The 19709-nt window shown below is 62.9% G+C and carries 13 protein-coding genes and 1 tRNA gene; 6 read left to right on the forward strand and 8 right to left on the reverse strand.

Annotated elements, in window-relative coordinates; all coding sequences use genetic code 11:
- Window positions 1–33 precede the first annotated feature (33 nt).
- From putA to mtnP, 3 genes are all read right to left on the reverse strand, one after another.
- The gene (putA, locus tag CVE41_RS06570; protein WP_100259938.1) at window positions 34–3171 is read right to left on the reverse strand and encodes a bifunctional proline dehydrogenase/L-glutamate gamma-semialdehyde dehydrogenase PutA; all 3138 of its coding nucleotides are present in this window, start codon (window positions 3169–3171) and stop codon (window positions 34–36) included.
- Window positions 3172–3257: 86 nt separating this feature from the next.
- A complete protein-coding gene (gene glpD, locus CVE41_RS06575; RefSeq protein ID WP_100259939.1) occupies window positions 3258–4745 on the reverse strand; it encodes a glycerol-3-phosphate dehydrogenase in 1488 nt (495 codons plus the stop codon).
- Window positions 4742–5614, reverse strand: coding sequence for an S-methyl-5'-thioadenosine phosphorylase (gene mtnP, locus CVE41_RS06580; protein ID WP_100259940.1), 873 nt, complete (start codon window positions 5612–5614; stop codon window positions 4742–4744). The genes glpD and mtnP overlap by 4 nt, the downstream gene beginning before the upstream one ends.
- Window positions 5615–5873: 259 nt before the next feature.
- Here mtnP and CVE41_RS06585 point away from each other — a divergent pair, with 259 nt between their 5' ends.
- The gene (locus tag CVE41_RS06585; RefSeq protein ID WP_100259941.1) at window positions 5874–8648 is read left to right on the forward strand and encodes a phosphoenolpyruvate carboxylase; all 2775 of its coding nucleotides are present in this window, start codon (window positions 5874–5876) and stop codon (window positions 8646–8648) included.
- 3 nt (window positions 8649–8651) lie between these two features.
- Here the strand turns inward: CVE41_RS06585 and CVE41_RS06590 are convergent, their stop codons facing one another.
- A complete protein-coding gene (locus CVE41_RS06590) occupies window positions 8652–10247 on the reverse strand; it encodes an FAD-binding protein (protein WP_100259942.1) in 1596 nt (531 codons plus the stop codon).
- Between the two features lie 96 nt (window positions 10248–10343).
- Between CVE41_RS06590 and CVE41_RS06595 the strand changes: the two genes are divergently transcribed.
- On the forward strand, window positions 10344–11762 hold the full coding sequence (locus CVE41_RS06595; protein WP_100259943.1) for a patatin-like phospholipase family protein: 1419 nt from the start codon (window positions 10344–10346) through the stop codon (window positions 11760–11762).
- A 79-nt stretch (window positions 11763–11841) separates the two neighbouring features.
- Entirely contained in the window at window positions 11842–12228 is a 387-nt protein-coding gene (locus CVE41_RS06600; protein ID WP_100259944.1) for a response regulator, read from the forward strand.
- On the opposite strand, the gene CVE41_RS06605 is transcribed toward CVE41_RS06600, so the two are convergent.
- The 4 genes from CVE41_RS06605 to CVE41_RS06620 all read right to left on the reverse strand — a co-directional run bounded on the left by CVE41_RS06605 (window position 12188) and on the right by CVE41_RS06620 (window position 17355).
- A complete protein-coding gene (locus CVE41_RS06605; RefSeq protein ID WP_232725824.1) occupies window positions 12188–15622 on the reverse strand; it encodes a chemotaxis protein CheB in 3435 nt (1144 codons plus the stop codon). The two genes, CVE41_RS06600 and CVE41_RS06605, sit on opposite strands and share 41 nt — an antisense overlap.
- Window positions 15619–16179, reverse strand: a complete 561-nt coding sequence (locus tag CVE41_RS06610) for a PAS domain-containing protein (protein ID WP_157799431.1) — start codon at window positions 16177–16179, stop codon at window positions 15619–15621. Before CVE41_RS06610 ends, CVE41_RS06605 begins: the two co-directional genes overlap by 4 nt.
- 129 nt (window positions 16180–16308) lie before the next feature.
- Window positions 16309–16395, reverse strand: a tRNA-Leu gene (locus CVE41_RS06615).
- 114 nt (window positions 16396–16509) lie between these two features.
- Window positions 16510–17355 (reverse strand): zinc-ribbon domain-containing protein, encoded by an 846-nt coding sequence (locus CVE41_RS06620; RefSeq protein ID WP_100259946.1) that lies wholly within the window; start codon window positions 17353–17355, stop codon window positions 16510–16512.
- A gap of 159 nt (window positions 17356–17514) precedes the next feature.
- Between CVE41_RS06620 and ftsE the strand changes: the two genes are divergently transcribed.
- The 3 genes from ftsE to CVE41_RS06635 are packed head-to-tail and all read left to right on the forward strand — an operon-like array spanning window position 17515 to window position 19705.
- Window positions 17515–18246: a cell division ATP-binding protein FtsE gene (gene ftsE, locus CVE41_RS06625; RefSeq protein ID WP_100261402.1), complete on the forward strand. Its 732-nt coding sequence runs from the start codon at window positions 17515–17517 to the stop codon at window positions 18244–18246.
- The gene (locus tag CVE41_RS06630; RefSeq protein ID WP_100259947.1) at window positions 18243–19178 is read left to right on the forward strand and encodes a cell division protein FtsX; all 936 of its coding nucleotides are present in this window, start codon (window positions 18243–18245) and stop codon (window positions 19176–19178) included. Before ftsE ends, CVE41_RS06630 begins: the two co-directional genes overlap by 4 nt.
- Window positions 19175–19705, forward strand: coding sequence for a YdcF family protein (locus tag CVE41_RS06635; RefSeq protein ID WP_100259948.1), 531 nt, complete (start codon window positions 19175–19177; stop codon window positions 19703–19705). The genes CVE41_RS06630 and CVE41_RS06635 overlap by 4 nt, the downstream gene beginning before the upstream one ends.
- Window positions 19706–19709 lie beyond the last annotated feature (4 nt).

Consider the following 19709-nt stretch of genomic DNA (forward strand, 5'->3'; position numbering starts at 1 on the left):
CGCGGCCCGCCATGGCTTCGCAAGCGCCCCGTGTCAGCTCGCCAGCAGTGTCGCGTTACCCCCGGCCGCCGTGGTGTCGATGCATACGACGCGCTCCGTGGCGAAGCGCGCAACATAATGCGGGCCACCTGCCTTGGGGCCTGTGCCTGACAGCCCTTCGCCGCCGAAGGGCTGGCTTTCGACTACTGCCCCGATCTGGTTGCGATTGACGTAGAAATTACCGACCTTCGCGCGCGCTTCGACGAACTCGCGGGTGTCGTCATTGCGGCTGTGCAGCCCCAGGGTGAGGCCATAGCCGGTCGCATTGATTTCATCGACGATGCGGCCGAGGTCGCTCGACCTGTAGCGCACGACGTGGAGCACCGGACCGAAGTTCTCGCGCTTGAGGTCGAGGATCGAATCGATCTCGATGATCGTCGGGGCGACGAAACATCCCGCATTGGCCCCGCGATGAAGCCGCCGGCGCCAGACCGGCATTCCGCCCTTCTTGCGGCGCGCGACATGGCGCTCGAGCGCGGCCTTGGCATCGGGATCGATGACCGGCCCGACATCGGTCGACAGGTTCTCCGGATTGCCAATCGTCAGCGCTTCGAAGGCGCCGTGGATCATGCCCAGCATATCGTCATAGACCTCGTCCTGGATGTGCAGGACGCGCAGGGCGGAACACCGCTGGCCCGCGCTCTGGAAGGCGGACGCTACAACATCGCGGGTAACCTGTTCGGGCAGCGCCGTGGAATCGACGATCATCGCGTTCTGGCCGCCGGTCTCGGCGATGAAGGTGGCGATCGGTCCGTCGCGCGCGGCCAGGCTGCGATTGATGGCCTGCGCGGTCTGGGTGGAACCGGTGAAGGCGACACCCGCGATACGCGGGTCGGAAGTGATGAATTCGCCGACGTCGCCCGCGCCCGGCAGGAGCTGGAAGGCTTCCTCGGGAATGCCCGCTTCGTGGCACAGCCTGACGGCCAGCGCCGCGATCAGCGGGGTCTGCTCCGCCGGTTTGGCCACCACCGTATTGCCTGCCGCGAGCGCCGCTGCGGCCGGTCCGATGAAGATGGCCAGCGGGAAGTTCCACGGGCTGATCGTTGCAAACACTCCGCGACCGGCCAGCGTCAGGCGGTTCTCTTCGCCGGTAGGTCCTGGAAGCGGCATCGATCCTTCGAACAGGCGCCGCGCCTCGCCGGCGTAATAGCGCAGGAAATCCACCGCTTCGCGCAGTTCGAGGATGGCATCCTGCAGCGTCTTTCCGGCCTCGCGCTGGCACAACGACAGGAATTCGTCGGTATGCTCTTCGAACAGGTCGGCTGCTTCTTCGAGGAGCAACGCCCGACGCTCACCACCCAGCGCATTCCAGCCATGCTGGATCCGTTCGGCTCGCGTAATCGCTTCTTCCACTTCGAAATCGAGCGTGTCGCGCCGCGTGCCGACTTCTGCCGTAAGGTCATGCGGCTTGTTGATTGGCGCGATTTCGGCGTCTGCGCCGGACGCGAAAGTGGGCTCTGCGTGCCAGTGGCGCGAATCAAGTTCGTGCAGCCGGTCGAGCAGCGGTTCGCGCTCCAGCGGGTCGGACAGGTCGATCCCTGCCGAATTCCTGCGGTTTGGAAAGATGTCGGCCGGAAGGGGGATTGCCGGATTGCGATACGGCTCGAGCTCGAGCAGGTCCGCGCAGGGATCGGTCACCAGTTCGGACACCGGCACCTCGGCATCGGCCATGCGGTTCACGAAGGACGAGTTCGCGCCGTTTTCAAGCAGGCGGCGCACCAGATAAGCGAGCAGGTCCTTGTGCGTGCCCGTCGGTGCATAGATGCGCACATTGGTCTTTCGGTTGCCCTCCACCTGCGCAAGGGCACCGTAGACGTCTTCACCCATCCCGTGGAGGCGCTGGAATTCGAACCGCTTGGCTCCGGCCAGGGCTTTCACCGCACCGATGGTGTAGGCGTTGTGCGTCGCAAAGGCAGGGTAGATGACATCGTCCGCCGCCAGCAGCTTGTCGGCACAGGCGAGGTAGCTGACGTCGGTTGCCAGCTTGCGGGTGAACACCGGGAAGTCGGTAAACCCGCCGACGTGGCTGAGCTTGATTTCCGTGTCCCAATACGCGCCCTTCACCAGGCGGACGAAGAACCGGCGGTCGTACTTGCGGGCGAGGCGTGCAACCCATTCGCACATCGGCACCCCGCGCTTCTGGTAAGCCTGGATGGCCAGGCCAAAACCTTCGTAGCGCGAGCCGTCGGGCCGTGCGAACAGGTCGTCGTCGCGCGCCAGCGCCTCGATGATGTCCATCGACAGTTCCAGCCGGTCCGCCTCTTCGGCATCGATGGTAAAATGGATGTTGGCATCGCGCGCTTTCACGATGAGCGCACGGAGCATCGGCAGCAGGCCGCTGATGGCGAGGTCCGCATGCAGGAAGGTGTATTTCGGATGTAGCGCGGAGAGCTTGACCGAAATTCCGGGCGAATTGGCAAGGTCGCCTGTCGCCTCGCGGGCCAGTCGGTCGATTGCGCGCTCGTAGCTGGCGCGATAGCGTTCCGCATCGGCATAGGTCATCGCCGCTTCGCCGAGCATGTCGAAGCTGTGGGTCAGGCCCTTGGCGCGTTCGGGTGCCGCGCGCTTGAGCGATTCCTCGATCGTGCGGCCGTAAACGAACTGGCCGCCGAGGATCTTCATCGCCTGCAGTGTCGCCTTGCGGATGACCGGTTCACCCAGCCGCGTGACCGCCCCCTTGAGCGTGCGGCGCATGCCTTTCTGCGCTTCTTCGGGCCGTTCCAGCACTTCGCCGGTCAGCATCAACGAAAAGGTCGCTGCGTTGACGAAAGTCGACGAGCTTTCGCCGAGATGTTCCGACCAGTCGATGTCGCCGATCTTGTCGCGGATCAGCGCATCCGCCGTCGGCGCGTCGGGTACGCGCAGGAGCGCTTCGGCAAGGCACATCAGCGCCACGCCCTCTTCGGTGGCCAGCCCGTACTGGTGTAGGAACGCGTCGATCCCGCTCGCCTTCTGGCGACGGGCGCCCTCGATCAGCCGTGCAGCGAGTTCCGCAGCCTCGTCATGCTTCGCGCTGGCCGGGGCAGCCTGCGTCAGGCGCTCGGCGACACAGGCGTTCTCCTCTGCGCGATAGGCTTCGCGCAGCGACTGACGGGAAATGGACTGGGGGCGGATTGGATCGTGCAGGGCCATGCGACTCCGAAAGTAGAAAGGGATTTAACGCCCGCCACTTGGACCCGAGGACCCACGCTTTCAAGCTTTGTGAACCGCAGGGCGCCTCAGGAACGCGACGAGAACCATTCCCTTACGGAATCTTGTGTTTCCTGGGACAGATGCAGTCCAAGCTTGCTGCGCCTCCACAACACGTCTTCTGCAGAGCGGGCGTATTCGCAGTCCACGAGATAGCGCAGTTCCGCCTCGTAGAAATCGCCCCCGAAGTGCCTACCGAGCTCTTCGAGGCTGCGCGCGCCTTCGATCACGCTCTGTATCCGCGTTCCGTAGGCGCGCACCAGCCTTAGGAGCATCTCCGGCGGTACCCAGCTGAAACGGTCGCTGGCCTTCCACAGGAACCTTGCGAAGTCGCCTTTTTCCATATCGCCGCCCGGAAGGGGCGCATCGGCGGTCCAGCCCTGCGACGGAATGTCGGCATGGGCCGCGAGCTTTTCCAAGGCGTGTTCGGCCAGCTTGCGATAGGTCGTGATCTTGCCGCCGTAGACCGACAGGATAGGCGCGCCGCCCTCCGCGTCGATCTCGAATACATAATCGCGCGTCACCGTGGAATTGGACGCGGCATTGTCTTCGTAGAGGGGACGCACGCCCGAATAGGTGTGCACGATGTCCTCTTCGGTGATCCCGCTCCTGAGATAATGCGTCGCCGCTTTTCGCAGGTATTCGCGCTCTTCAGCGGCGATCTCCACATGGTCTAGATCGCCTTCGTAGAGAAGGTCCGTCGTCCCGATCAGGGTGAAATCGCGCTCGTAGGGTATGGCGAACACGATCCGCTCGTCCGCCTGCTGGAAAATGTAGGCATGATCGCCGACATAGGCTCGCGGGACGATGATGTGGCTGCCCTTCACCAGCCGAAGATGCGCGGGCGTTCCTTCGCCGAGAGCGGTCTTGGCAACCCTGTCCACGAAAGGCCCAGCCGCGTTGACCACCGTCTTGGCTTCTACCACGCGCTCGCCGTCGGGTTCATTCAGCGTGGCTAGCCAGTGATCGGCATGGCGCTCAAGCGCTGTGCATTCGGTGCGCGTCCAGACCTTCGCGCCCCGCTCCTCCGCATCCATCGCGGTAAGGACTACGAGGCGGGAATCCTCCACCCAGCAATCCGAATATTCGAACCCGCTGGTGAGGTGGTCCTGCAGGATCGCGCGATGCGGTGGATCGCGCAGGTCCACTTTGTGCGAGCCCGGTAGCGACTTGCGCCCACCAAGGCGGTCATAGAGGAACAGGCCTGCGCGCAGCATCCACTTGGGCCGCATTCCCGGTTCGTGCGGCAAGACGAAGCGCAGCGGCCAGATGATATGCGGTGCATTCGCGAGCAGGACTTCGCGCTCGCGCAGGCTCTCCGCAACCAGCCTGAATTCGTAGTGTTCGAGATAACGCAAGCCGCCGTGGACGAGCTTGGTGCTGGCCGAGGAAGTATGCGACGCGAGGTCATCCTTCTCGGCCAGAGCAACCGATAGGCCGCGGCCTGCCGCATCGCGTGCGATCCCGGCACCGTTGATGCCGCCGCCGATCACGAGGAGATCGAAACGTTCGTTCATCGTGCGCGGAAAAGTCGTCCGGCTACGGCGTCGAGCTTGGCCATTAATTCCCTGTCATGCTGCTCGGGCGAAGTAATTACCGCATCGTCCAGTGCGCGATCGATCGGCGAAGGGCTGCGCTTTTTCGGCAGGCCTTTGCAGAACGTCACCAGCGCTTTCTTCGCGAGTTCGGAATTCTTCTGCATCTGGGCCACGATTTCGGCGACATCGACGGTGGCTTCGTTGTCGCGCCAGCTATCCCAGTCGGTCACCATGGCGAGCAGCGCATATGGCAGTTCCGCCTCCCGGGCGAGCTTGGCTTCGGGCATGCCGGTCATGCCGATCACCTCTGCCCCCCAATGCCGATAGAGCTTGCTTTCCGCGCGGGTAGAGAACTGCGGCCCCTCCATCGCGAGGTAGGTCGCGCCGGTGGTTACGTCGCCACCCGATTTCTCGACCGCCTTGGCGATATGTTTCGACAGGCGGGTACAAGTCGGATCGCCAAACGGTACGTGCGCCACGAAGCCATTGTCGAAAAATGTCGAGGTGCGACCCTTGGTGTTGTCGATGAACTGGTCGACCGTGACGAAGCGTCCGGGCGCGAGCTCTTCCGACAGCGATCCGACCGCGCTGATGGCGAGAATGTCGGTGCAACCGGCGCGTTTCAGCGCATCGATATTGGCCCGCGCGTCGATCCGCCCCGGAATGATCGGATGACCGCGTCCGTGGCGCGGCAGGAAACGGACCCGCACATGGCCGATGGTGCCGCACAGGATCTGGTCCGACGGCTCGCCCCACGGCGAATTGATCTCGATCCACTGCGCGTCTTCCAGCTCGTCGATCGCATAGAGGCCCGACCCGCCGATGATGCCGATGGTCCAATCGCTCATGTATCCATATCCTGTTTCGTGTCCTTCACCGAATAGCCGGTCTGGTGGACCTAACGTGCGAGTGTGCGCGACCTGTTAACACCTGCCGATTGCGTGACGAAGGATTGCGCAGGTGTAAAGGGAGAAGGGCGGAACACCATTCGGCAATGCGCAGTTACCCGAAGCGCAAACCTATTCATGCCGCTGTGCGGAGCCCGCCCTTGACTCACCGCCCCCTTTTCCCGGCATTTATGCACCGAACCTCACCTGGAGCGCGCATTTGACCGATCTTTCCCCCCTCTCCTTCGATACTCTGGCCGAAAGGCTGCGCGAACTGCATGCAAGGACGCAGGAGACGCCGCTGTTCAATCCGGTGTTCCAGCTTGCCCACGACCTTTCGCGCGAGCTCGAGGCGGGCGAGCTGTCGCTCGAGGACCTGGCGGCACTGATCGAGGAACTGGAAGGACAGGCGCTCGAAGTGAGGGCCGACCATTTGCGCGACCTGGTATCGCCCGACGCTGCGCCGCAGCGGCTCGACACCTTCTGCAAGGATGCCGACGATTTTGATGTTTTCGCAGCGCACTGGGCCCATCCGCAGCTGCATGTCGTCTTCACCGCGCATCCGACCTTCCTGCTCCCGCCCGGACAGACCGCCGCCGTCGCCAAGGCCGCCGGTGAAGGCGTGAAGGTGGGCCACCCCGATGGCCAACGTGCGCAGATCACACTCGATTACGAACACGGCGAGGCAATGTCCGCACTGGCTCACGCCCAGGAAGCCCGCGACCGGATCGTAACATCGCTCTATGCCTGCGCGGCCAAGAAGTGGCCCAAGCGCTGGCGCGAACTGCAGCCGCTGCCGTTCCACTTCGCCAGCTGGGTCGGCTACGACATGGACGGGCGCACGGACATCAAGTGGTACACCTCGATCCGCTTTCGCCTGTCCGAGAAGGCGGAGCGATTGGGCCGCTATGCCGACCAGCTCGCTGCGATCGATTCCGACCATCCGCTGATTGCCACGCTGCGTGCTGCACAGGCCCACACGCTGCGCAGTGCCGAAGACTTCGCAGGCGACCTGACCGACCCGAAAGACCTGTCCGAAGCCGCCAATCGCCTGACCGCCGACCATGACGACAAGCTCCTGTCGCTGACCCCGATCATCGAACAGCTCGAAAGCGAAGCTGCGGACGAAGCGACCGAGGAAGCGATCGCCTTCAAGACGCTGGCCGCGGCCATGCGCGCCGATGGACTGGGAATGGGCCACATCCACTTCCGCGTGAATGCCAAGCAGCTTCACAACGCCATCCGCACCCGCATCGAAAACGGCGAAGAGATGGACCTCGGCAGCCAGGGTGCTCTGGGCGCCCTGCGCGACCTGCTCGCCAAGGCCAAGCCGCTCTCGGCCAATTTCGCCTCCCTCGCGATCGAGAGTTCTACCGCTGTGCGCCAGTTTCTCGCCATGGCGCAAATCCTCAAGCACGTGGACGCAGATGCGCCGATCCGCATGCTGGTCGCCGAATGCGAACAGCCCGCGACCGTGCTTTCGGCGCTCTATTTCGCACGCCTGTTCGGCATCGAGAACAAGGTCGATGTGTCGCCCCTGTTCGAGACCGAAAGCGCACTGGAACATGGCGGACGCTTCCTCGACGCCCTGCTCGCGGAGGAAGCCTATCGCGACTACGCGCGCCTGCGCGGCAGGGTCGCGATCCAGACCGGTTTTTCAGATGCTGGCCGTTTCGTCGGGCAGATCCCAGCCAGCCTCGCGATCGAACGCCTGCAGGGCCGCCTTGCCGAAGCGATGGCCGCCAATGGCCTGACCGATGTCGCCGCGCTGGTCTTCAACACCCATGGCGAAGGCATGGGACGCGGCGCGCATCCGGCCAGCTTCAAGGACCGCCTCGAATGGCCGATGAGCCCCTGGGCGCGTCGCCGCTTTGCGCGCGCGAACATCCGGCTCGAGCCCGAGGCGAGCTTCCAGGGCGGTGACGGCTACCTGTTCTTCTCGACGCCCGAACTGGCACTGGCGACGCTCTCCGAAATTGCCGAGCGAGCGCCTGCGAAGGCCGACCTGGAAGCGCCGACGGATCCCTTCTATCGCCGGACCGACCTCAGCCTCGACTTCTACCGGGCAGTGAAGGATCACCAGCAGGAGCACCTGGAAAGCCGCACCTACAGCCGGGCAATCACTGCCTTCGGCCTGGGCCTGCTCAATTCGACCGGCAGCCGCGTGTCGCGCCGGCAGAGCGATCTTAACGCGGACCGCGAGATGAGCCTGCGGCAAATTCGCGCGATCCCGCACAACGCCATTCTCCAGCAATTGGGCTATCCGGTGAATATTATTGCCGGTGTCGGGAGCGCGGCCGAAAGCAATTACGAGGATATTGCAGAGCTACTGCGCCAAAGCCCGCGCGGCCGGCAGATCATGCGCCTCGTGCGTGCATCCAATGCGCTGGCCAGCATCAAGACGGTGGCGGCCTATGGAGAGCTCTTCAACTCCGCCTACTGGGCGAGCCGCCCCTATCGCGGGACGGAAGACCACCTCTCACGCGCCTGCGAGGCGTTGGCTGAATATCTCATCCAGGACGATCGCAACGGCGTGTTCCGGCGGCTTGCTTCCCGCCTCAGGGTCGACGCGTTAAAGCTCCATCGCCTGTTCGATCTGGTCCCGGACGAAGAACCGCATCCCGAACGCGAACACACGCGCCGCATGATCGGCGTGCTGCAGGCAGTGCGGCTTGCGCTGATGCAGCACATGTTCCTCAAGATCGTGTCTGTCCCGGTTTTCAGCCGCGCCAACGACATCAGCCGGACCGACGTGCTGGAAATGGTCTTCACCTTGCGCGTCGACGAGGCGCTGGCACAGCTGCGCCGCGCCTATCCGACCAGCTTTCCGCGCAAGACCGATTTCGCAATGGACGAAGGCGGCGAATACCCGCGCGGCACCGGCGAAGGGTATGACGCGATCAGGGCCAATTACATCGATCCGATCGAAGACGCGCACAATTTATCGCTGCGTATCTCGACCGCGATCGCAAACCTGTTCGGCGCTCACGGATAAGGGTCAGGCAAGACCCCAGCGTTCAAGGGCGGGCGAGATGAAAACCTCGTCCCGCTCGCCCAGCAGGGCCTTGCGCGCCGCGCGGTAGGCATCGACGGCAGAGCCGTACTGGTCGCGGATGTCTGCCGCATCCATCTGCGCATCCTTGCCCCAGTGCATGGTGAAAGGGATGCCCGCCTTCTTGAGAAGGTATTGCAGCCGCCGCGCAGCCACATGCGCGTCGGTGCCGAGCAGAAAATTCTTCGGCAGCCCGTCGATATTGATGATGGCGTTGTCTTCGAATTTCAGGAAGCCCATCGCGGCTGGGCTCTTCTTCGCAAAGCGCACGGTATAGACGAAATCCTTGCTGAAGGTCCGGATGTTGTCCTCAATCCCCGAAGCCATTTCGCGCGCTATCCGCAAGGCTTCGGGCAATCGCTCCAGCGGCACTGCGAAGGCCGCATTGTAGACATCGACCCGCAATCCGAAGAGCCGGTGCGGCTCCCACTGCGCCGTCAGCTGAGACAACGTGCGCGGCACGTCGCGCTCGTCGCAGGCGTGCTCCTTGAAATCATCGAAGATCATGCCCGGCACATCGATCAGGTCGCGCAGGCGCGCCTCGATCATTTCAGGCGCGAGCGGGTTCTCGGTGATCTGCTTGACCCCTTTGGCGGCCTGCTCGCCCAGGGCTTCGAACGAGGTCCGGCTCACCGGGGCTGCATCGAGGGTGGGCTTGGTCGTCGTCTCGATGTCGAGCCAGATCGTCTCGAGCACCTCTTCGTCATCCGCCGCGAAGGGATCGAAGGTCAGCTCGTAATAATGCGGGGTTCGGCCCTGGGTGATATCGCCCATCGCCTCGGAAAAGCGGCCTTGCGCGACCAGGTCGGCCCAGTCGGCGGGGAGCACGCGGGCGCGTTTCACCAGGCCGCGGTAGAATTCCTCCACCGCTTCGATGAGGTAGGCCGAAACGAAACCCATGCCGCCGAGATGGACGCGCGCGGCCGCAAAGTGAGCCGGATTGCCGGGGGTGGCAAAGCTCGCGACCCAATCATCCTTCAGGACGGGCTTGTCCGGATCGCCGAGCCATACCGCTTCACCCTTGCCGGTCGAGACGACCATGCCCCTGACATGCGTCTCGCAGCCCGTTTCATCCAGTGTCGAGCCGTGCGATCCAGTGGCAACCATGCCCGCAACGCTCTGGCCCTTGTGCGATCCGGCAGTGCGCAGCGACAGGTCGCGGCCAGGTTTGCCGAGCCAGTCCATCAACCGATGTATCTTCGTCCCTCCGGTCACCAGGACATAGCGTTGGCGGTTCTCGACCCCGTCGAGGAAAGCCTCGTCGGGGACCGGCCAGACGCCTTCGTCGGCATCGGTCGTGACATGGCTGGATAGTCCGTGGAAGAGCTTGCTTTGCGACCAGCCGGACCCGGTCACACACAGCTCGCGGTCGCGCTTGGCCTCGTAGTCGATAAGACCGCCCATCGCGTCCCGTCGCTGCGCAAGAACCCCTGCAACGTCATCGGACGCGTCCTCGTGCACCTCGATCGTCCGCCGCATGAATTTGAAGATCGAACGGTGTTCGTTCACCCACGGACCGCCACGCTTGCGTTCGATGCGCATCAATTGTTCCCCCGATGTCGTCGCTCTCCAATAGGCTTGGACGCGAAAACACTATAGGCAAAATCCGACTGGTGGCTGTCGAGGGGGCGAGCGACGATGCTGGAAAACCTGTTTTACCTCGTGGTGGGCTTCTGCCTTCCGTTCCTGTTCTTCTTTATCGGACGCAAGCTGTTCAACTGGGGCCCGCACGAGGTTCCCTGCAGCCATTTCCACGATCATGTGCATGAGGCAGCGCCCAACCGGTTCATTCGCGACATCCAGCGCGATGCCCCTCCGCCGCACAGCCAGTCGGTTATCGCCAAGGCCGGGCATGGGCATCATGCCGGCCATAACAGCGACCCCTTGGGCGACGACCTCGAGAAGCTGGTCGAAGAGTGCGCCCTGCATGGTCACGACGAGCATGGCCGGAAGTTCGCGCGTGACCCGGACGAGCCGCACAACGCGCCGGGCGCAAAGGTGCTGATGCTTTCGGGCGGAGGGCAGTGGGGGGCCTATGGCGCAGGCCTTTTCCGCACCATGCACGATGCCAGTGGCCGCGACCTGGCGATGCGGGACGTGAAGATCATCACCGGCATTTCCACCGGATCGCTGCAGACCCTGCTGCTCATGGTGGCGCTGGACGAGACCCAGCCGGTGCAGATCCGGCGTTATGCGATGGACCGGCTGGAATGGGGATATTCGCCGCGCACCGAGCGTGAGGTGGTGCGCAACACCGGCCTTGAAATGCTGCCCTTGCGCGGCGCGCAGGCGGGCACCGCGCCGCTACGCAAGCGCATTCGCAACGCCATCTTCGAAAACGGCGACGCCACGCTTCTCGACGCGCTGCGTCAATCGAATATCGCCGGCTATATCGGTTTCGTCGAGGCGAACTGCGGCCTGTTCCATTATGTCGATGTGCGCGGCCTCGTGCGCGACGAGCCCGACAACGAGAAAGCCGTCGATGCCCTGTGTGCGGCGGCCATGGCCTCTTCCGCAATGCCGGTGTTCCACCAGCAAATGCGCGTTACAGGGTCGAGCAAGGGATCGCGCGCGCTATATGATGGCGGCGTCAGGCGCTCGGTCTTTTTCGAGAAGTCGATGGAGCGGATGCACCAGAGCGTGTGCCGCCACGCCGGCCTGCCGGAGGACGAGCATCCGACCGGGGCCGAGCGGCGTGCCGTCACGCCTGCCTTTTTCGTGGTGCGCAACGGCCCTACTACCCGCATTGCCGATCCGGGCCTCGATACCAAGGACGGACCGATCCTCAACGGGAAGCGCGGATACGACCTGTTGGTCAACGAAAGCGAAGTGGGTGCCATTGCAGGTTTGCGCCTGCTCAATCCCTATGGCGATATACACCTCACCACCGCCGACCAATGGGACACGTTCGATTGCCAGTGCGCAGAAGCGGATTGTTCGAAGGGTGATGAGATGTTCAAGCCCGGTTTCATGGCCTGCCTGCGTGACCTTGGACGCCACAAGGTCGAGCGCGAAGGCGGCGCCTGGTGGGAAATGAGCCCGATCGACAATCGTTGAAACCGTCCCCCGACGAAACAAATGACACAATTCGCGAAACCTTTTGGCCCCAGGGGTATTTTCAGCCTTCAAAAGGGGAATGAATTTCGTGTCGCTATCCAGCAGGATCCTTATCGTCGATGACGAGGCGTTGATCGCTTTCGATTTCGAGATGACGCTTGTCGATGCCGGCTACGATGTTCTCGGGCCAGCAACCTCGCTCGACGAGGCGCTCGCCATGGTCAGCGAAGAGACGCCGCGCGCCGCGGTGCTCGACATCGATCTCAACGCCCGTCCGGTATGGCCTTTGGCGCGCAAATTGCGCGAAGCGGGCACCCACATCGTCTTCGTCAGCGCGAACCTGCGTCACGAGGAATTGGCAGGCGAGTTCAGGAATGAACCCCAGCTCGACAAGCCGGTTTGCGAAAGTGACCTCTTGAAGGCTCTCAAGCTGGGCTTGAAGGAGCAGGCGACGCATTGTCTGTGAGCGGGAAGACCAAGCGGCGAGTATAGCCGTTTTCTGCCTTCTCGCCCTCCACCCTGCCGGACAATTGCCGGGCTGTGACCTCCAGCAGACGGGTTCCGAAACCCTTTCCGTTCCCGTCTTCCCCCGTACTTCCGCTTTCGATCCAGTCGAGGCGCAGGTCGTTGCCGTCGAAGTCCCAATTGACGGTCACGGATCCATTTTCATCGCCCAGCGCGCCGTACTTCGATGCATTGGTGGCCCATTCGTGAAGAATTAGCGCCACCGATGTCAGCTTGGCATTCGGCACTTCCACCTCCGGCCCATCGAACTTGAGCTTCTGGTTCTCATGCGCCGGGGCCAGCACCGTGTCGAGCAACTCGCGCAAGTGAACCGAACCGCCATCCGCATGGCGCGTGGTCAAAGCGTGGGATCGTCCAAGGGCGTGGATGCGATTGCGCAGGTCTTCCGCGAAATCGTCGAGATTGTCGGCCTCGCGCCGCGAAATGGCGACCATGGCGGCAATTACCGCGAACAGGTTCTTCACGCGGTGGTTCATTTCGCGCAGCATGATCTCGCGCTCGGCAAGCATCTCGCGCTCGGAGGTGATGTCGTACGTAACCCCGATGAACTTGGCACCCTCGCTGCTCATGATACGACGGCCGAGACCGTGCAGCCACCTTGTGCCGCCATTCTCGAGCGGCAAGCAGAAGACCTCGTCGAAGTCCTTTCCGCCATCCATCGCCAAACGCAGCGCGGTGTTGACGCTGTCACGATCCGGCCCTGGTAGTTTGGCGAGGATCGGTTCCATGGTGTCGCCTTCGTCGTCGCCCAATTCAAGCAGGCGCCGCTCCGTCTTGTCGAGCACTGTGCGATCGGTCCCCGGCTCGTATTCCCAGACCCCGATCTTGGCGACTTCCAGCGCCAGGCGTAGCCGTTCGCGTTCTTCGCGCAGGTCGCGCTCCATCGCCAGCGCGTCGGTCACGTCCGTGAAGACGATCGTTGCGCCGTCGATCTCGCCGTCCATCTGGCGATAGGGGATCACGCGTCCGATATAATCACGCGAACCGTCCGAGAGCGATGTGTGGTAATCTTCCGAGCGCCCCTGCGTCGCAGCCGCCTTGGCCATGCGCAGATAGCTCTGGTCTTTCAATTGCGAAGGCAGAACGTCGAGCTGGCGACCGATATCGCGTTCGTTGATCGGAAAGATTTGCGTGGCCGCCTCGGTGAAGCTGCGCAGGTTGAGATCGCCATCGACGACCAACACCATCAGCTCGGTCGTAGCGAAGAAGTTCTTCAGATCGGCATTGGCGACCGTCACCTGGTCGACCTTGGTCTTCAGTTCGTCATTGACCGTCGTGAGCTCCTCGTTGGTCGACTGGAGCTCCTCGTTCATCGACATCATTTCTTCGTTGCTGCTCTTGAGCTCCTCGTTGGTCGTTTCGAGCTCCTCCACCGTGGACCGCAGCCGGTGACGCGTGTTCTGCAGCTCTTCCTCGAGGAACTGCAGCTGGCCGTCGCCGATTTCGAAGTCCGCGAAATCGTCTTCATCGAACGGACGTAATGCTCCCGTTTCACGAATGACGATGAGATAGCCGCCCGGACCGATCGGTTCGCATAGTACCGAGGAGTTTATCCGGCCGAATTCGGTGGTGATTTCCTGATCCCGCACAATCAGGCGGGCTTGTCCCTCGACCACCTTGCGCAATAGCGGGCCGATGACCTCGCGCAGCCCCGGGCGCGCCAATGTCGGAACGTGTACCGTCCGCTCGAGCCGGTCCGGGAATTCCAGGTACCGGCCGGCGGCACCCCATTTTTGCAGCAGAGCCCCTTCCTGGTCCACCAGGAAGCTGACGGGCGAGTACTTTTCCGCAAGACGACGCAGCGCCGCCACCTCGGTCGAACCGGAAGATCGCTGGTCCGACGGGGCATCGCTGCGCTCCCGCCTGCGGACGTAAGTCGGCGCATTCGTTCTGGCGAGTTGCAAATTGTAATTGCTCTTCACGTTCCGGCGCTTGAAAATGCGCGCACTCTGGTCGAGCGTCTCGAACAGATCTTCGAACCGTCCGATGCCTTCGGAAGTGCCGAGGAAAAGGAACCCGCTGTCGCGCAGCGCGAAGTGGAACAGCGGCAGGACGATCTTCTGCAGATCCTCGTCGAAATAGATCAGCAGGTTTCTGCATGAAACGAGGTCGATCTTGGAGAACGGCGGGTCGCGCACCACGTTGTGCAGGCTGAAGCGCACCATGTCCCTGATCTGGGGGACCATCGAGAACGTGTCGGTCCCGCCAATTACGTAGTGATGCTGGAATTCCGCAGGAATGTCGGGCAGCGCGGAAACCGGGTAGGTCGCACTGCGCGCGATATCGAGCATCTTGTCGTCGATGTCGGTTGCGAAGATCTGGACGTAGGGCCGCTTATCCTCGCGGCGCATCGATTCCGCGAACAGCATTGCGATCGTGTAGGCTTCCTCACCGCTCGAACAGCCGGGCACCCAGACGCGCACTTCCTGCCTGTCACGGGCGTTGCGAACGATTGAGTCGATGACCTCTTTGTGAAGTGTCCTGAAATCGTCCCCATCGCGGAAAAACTGTGTGACGTTGATGAGGAGGTCCTGGAACAGAGCCCGGCATTCGTCGCCATCCGATCGGATGCGCCTCACGTATCGACCGGCATCCTCGATCGAGAGCACCTGCATCCTTCGGGCAACGCGTCGCACCAGCGTCGAACGCTTGTACCGGGAAAAGTCATGTCCGACCGTCTCGCGCAGGACTTCGCACAATTCGTCGATGCGGTCGGCAACCTCGCGAGCCTCATCCTCGACTTTCTCGGACGGTCCACGCTCGAAAAAATCGCTGACGACGTCGATGATGTCTGCAGGCTTCGCGATGACGTCCACCAGCCCGGTAGCGATCGCGGAAACGGGCATGCCGTCATAGCGCGCGGTTTCCGGATCCTGGGCTACTGCGAGACCGCCCATTTCCTTGATGGCCCGCAATCCCCGGCTTCCGTCTGCCCCGGTACCGGAAAGAATGACACATGCAGCGAGGTGATTGCGATCATTCGCCACGCTGTCGAAAAAATCGTCGATCGGCCGACGCTGGCCGCGCGGGTCGGAAAATTCGGTGAGTTCGAGAACGCCGTCTGTCACCGCCAGACCATGCGCGGGCGGGATCACATAGATATGGTCCGCCTTCAGGACCTCTCCGCCTTCCGCCTGGGTGACCTTCATCGAGGTATATCGCTCGATCAGCTGCGCCATGAGCGATTCATGGGTAGGATCGAGATGCTGGATAATCACGAAGGCGAGGCCGGTTTCATCGTCTCGTGCGCCGAAAACCTCGCGCAGAGCCTCCAGTCCCCCCGCCGAAGCCCCGATGGCCACGACGGGCACGCCCTTTTCCAAACCCTCGCTCACAAGTACCCCCTGTAATCGGACAACCGCATCTCCGCGATAATCGAATGGCTCGAAGCGAGCTGTTCGTATGTGCCCAGCATCACCATCCCCAGCTCCCCCGCTACCGCGCGCAGATTTCGAACGTCCTGCTTCAACGCGGTCTCGTACATTTCCAACGCGACGCCGCCGTGCTGCACAACTTCGAATTGAGAGCCCAGTATGTACACGATTTCACTACGTAAATTGAGCTTTGACAGATAAACGAGATTGAGAAAAGACGCGCCGTCGGCCTTCACGTTGGGCACGAGAAATTTGCCTTCGCTCAAATTTGCATCCGCTATGAAATCGCGCATCCGCTGGCGAACGGGACCTGCACCCCCCGCAGGTTGCAGGAAGCGGCAGTTCCTGCCGAGCGCTTCCTTGGCCGAATAGCCTGTCATGGCGGTGAAGGCCTTGTTCACGCCGACAAGCGGAGCATCTTTCATGCGTAGATCGGCGAGCGAGAGCGAAACCTTGCTCTTGTCGAGCACGGTCCCCAGAGCTTTCGGAAGCTCCCCGTCTTTATCCAGCCACTGCACTGATCACGCTCTCCGACCGCCCGGATTCTTCCGGTGCAGACCAAGACGTTTAAGCACATGGCGGTGCAGGAACAAGCGGCCACGCGAGGGTGCGGGAATTTTGTGCCTTGTCGGAAAAACAGGGACTGATGGTGCGGTCGAGAAGACTCGAACTTCCACGGCCTTGCGGCCACAACGACCTCAACGTTGCGCGTCTACCAGTTCCGCCACGACCGCACACAGTCAAATCCGGTAGCGAATCCCGCATGCGCAGGAGGCGTGCTACCGCCGGTAGGAGCGCGCCACTAGCAGCGAGATTGCGCCCCCGCAAGCACCTTGTTCATGCAAACTCTAAAGCGGCGCCCAACCCACGTCGGCATAGACCGCATTGCGCGGCACCTGCGTGCTGGCCTCGTCGATCGTCACCGTCTCGCCCGGCGCCAGGGTCGGCTGCGGCGGCTGGACTATCCAGGTGAAGACCTGGTCTTCGCGCTCATTCAGCATGACGATCTGGATCGGCGGAAGGTCACGGCTTTCGCGGGAGGTGTTTTCAACCTCGATGCGGGCGGAAAAGAGGTAGGTCTTGTTCTCAAGTTCGCGCCAGCTTTGTGCTTCGGGAGGGAAGCGCAATTCGAGATCCGGTTGCGCCTGGCCGAAGGTCGGCTTGTCGACCGGCCACCAGGACGGCGTTCCGAATTGCGTGATCGCGACCACCGCCCCCAGTGCCAGAACCGCAAAGATCGCCGCAGCCCAGGTCCACAGTTTCATCATGTTGCGGCGCGGACGGAAAGGCGGCGAATGATCGAAGCGCGAAACGAAGTCGTCTTCATCATCGTCGGCATAAACCGGCGGGGCAGTTTCTTGCCGGTCGTAGGACGGAGGCGGGGCTTCATCGAAATCGGGCGCGTCCTGCTCGTCTTCGTCTCCGACAGGCGCATCGGCCTCATCTTCGTTGAAGGTAAAGCCCGGCTTGGCCTCGGCACCGGCTTCCCCGGCCGGTCGCGGGGCAGAAGCGGCTGGTGGCGGTGCTGGCGGTGGCGCCGCCGCAGCTTCGCTCGCCTGCACGCCCGCTACATCGGCGCCGTCCTGGAACCAGGAATGCTTGCATTTGGCGCAGCGGACGGTGCGTCCATCCACACCGATGGCGTTGTCCGGAACGACATAACGCGTGCTACAGGCGGGACAGGCGATAATCATGGTGGATGAAAGCCTTACGCATTGGGGTGAATCGCGACAAGCTGCGCATCTGTGCGTGAAAGGCCCAAGCGGCTTTTTTCCACATCGAAGGGCGGTTATAGGCCCCAATTGGACGATGTCGGCCCTAAATCACCTCTTTTTCTCGGCGAAACCAGGCCGATGAGCGCGAACGAAAGCGCAATTGTGCAGTTCGACAACGTCGGATTGCGTTACGGCACCGAGCGCGAGGTGCTGTCGAATATTTCTTTCACGCTGTTTCCGGGTCGGTTCTATTTCCTCACCGGCGCCAGCGGGGCCGGCAAGACTTCGCTCCTGAAACTGCTCTATCTCGCCCAGCGACCCTCGCGCGGGGGAATGCGCATGTTCGGCACAGATGTGATCACCATGCCGCGGGGCGATCTGCCCGGGCTGCGCCGCCGGATGGGCGTGGTGTTCCAGGACTTCCGGCTGGTCGACCACCTGTCCGCTTTCGACAACGTGGCCTTGCCGCTGCGCGTGTCGGGTGTGCGCGAAAACGATCTGACCGGCCCGGTCAACGACATGCTGGAGTGGGTAGGCCTCGGCCACCGTGCCGATGCACGGCCTGCAACGCTATCGGGCGGCGAACAGCAGCGCGTAGCCATCGCGCGCGCCGTCATTGCCAGGCCCGAGATCCTGGTCGCCGACGAACCTACCGGCAACGTCGATCCCGAAATGGCACTCAAGCTGATCCGCCTGTTCGAGGCGCTCAACCGCCTCGGCACAACCGTAGTGGTCGCGACTCACGATTACCAGCTCATCCGCAAAGTGCCCGAAAGTCTCATCATGCGGCTCGACAAGGGCACGCTGTCCGACCCGACCGGTGCGCTGCGCTATCCTCCCAAACGATCGCCCAGCGGGGTGGAGGCATGACGAAAAAACCGCCCACGATCGGACGCACCGTGGATAGGGGCCTTGCCCCGTTTCGCGGACGCCGCGCGGCCAGCCTGTTGCCGCGCACCCGGCTCGGCGGTCCGGTGCCGTGGGTCATCGCCATCATGGTCGCCCTTACTGTCCTCGCGGCGGGGGGCGCACTGGCCCTGTCCAATCTGGCCGCCAGCGCGCGCGGCGAACTGGCGGGCAGCGCTACGATCCAGATTATCGAGGCGGACGACGGCCTGCGTGCCGAGCAGGCACGGCGGATAGCAGCCTTGCTACGCGAAGATCCGGCAGTGACCGACCTGCGCATGGTCCCCGAAAGCGAAGTGGCCGAGTTGCTCGAACCGTGGCTCGGTTCCGGTGAAGCGGTAGAGGCGGTCCCCCTGCCCGCGCTCATCGACCTGCAACTGGCCCGCGAAGTCGACGACGCCGCGCTGGAGGAACTTGAAACGCGGATAGCGGCCTATGCCCCTTCGGCCCGGATCGACAGCCAGGAGACCTGGCTTGCCCCGGTGCTCGATGCACTCAGAACGCTGCAGGTCATGGCGGTCGCGCTGATCGTGCTACTTGCCTTTGCCGGCGTCGCCGCCGTCTGGCTGGCTGCCCGCAATGCCTTGGGCGGCAACCGGGACACGATAGAGATAGTCCACCTTCTCGGCGGAAGCGATGCCCAGATCGCCAGCGTTTTCCAGCGCTCGATCCTGCTCGACGCGTTGGTCGGGGGGCTGCTTGGGCTCGTTCTGGGTACCGGCGCGATCGTCATTCTGGCCGGACGTTTCGCGGCGCTCGATTCGGGGATGGTTGCAGGCGGGTCACTGTCCGCGGTGGATTGGGTCATATTGGCCATGGTGCCGCTTTTCGCCGTCGCCATTGCAGTCTACACGGCACGCATGACCGTCCTCGCATCCTTGCGGAAATTGCTGTGATCCTTCGCTTCGTCGCCGCCCTCGTGCTGCTCTACACCTTCGGTTTTGTCGCCTTTTCGGTGACCCTGCCCTCGCCTGCGAAGGAAGTGGAGACCGATGCCGTCATCGTGCTGACCGGCGGACCGGGCCGTATCGCCCGCGGCCTCGAAGTCGTGGCCGAGGGGCAGGCCCGCGAACTGTTCGTTTCCGGAGTCGATCCCGAGGTGAAGGAAGCCGAATTCGCGGCGCAATTCGATGTCTCGCGCCGGGCGATGGATTGCTGCGTGACGCTGGGCTACCTCGCCGTCGACACGCGCAGCAATGCCGGTGAAGTCGCGCAGTGGATGGAGGAGAAGGAATTTACCTCTGCCCGCCTCGTGACCACCGACTGGCACATGGCCCGCGCCTATTCCGAAGTTGCCGGGGTGCTGCCTGCCGAAACCAGGCTAGTCAGGGACGCAGTGCCATCCCACCCGGATCTGCAGACGCTGTTCCTCGAATACAACAAGCTCCTGGCGTCCGAAATTTCGCAGGGGCTGCCGGTCTGATCCG

Origin of the sequence: Qipengyuania seohaensis, assembly GCF_002795865.1 — a bacterium.
GTDB lineage: Bacteria > Pseudomonadota > Alphaproteobacteria > Sphingomonadales > Sphingomonadaceae > Qipengyuania > Qipengyuania seohaensis.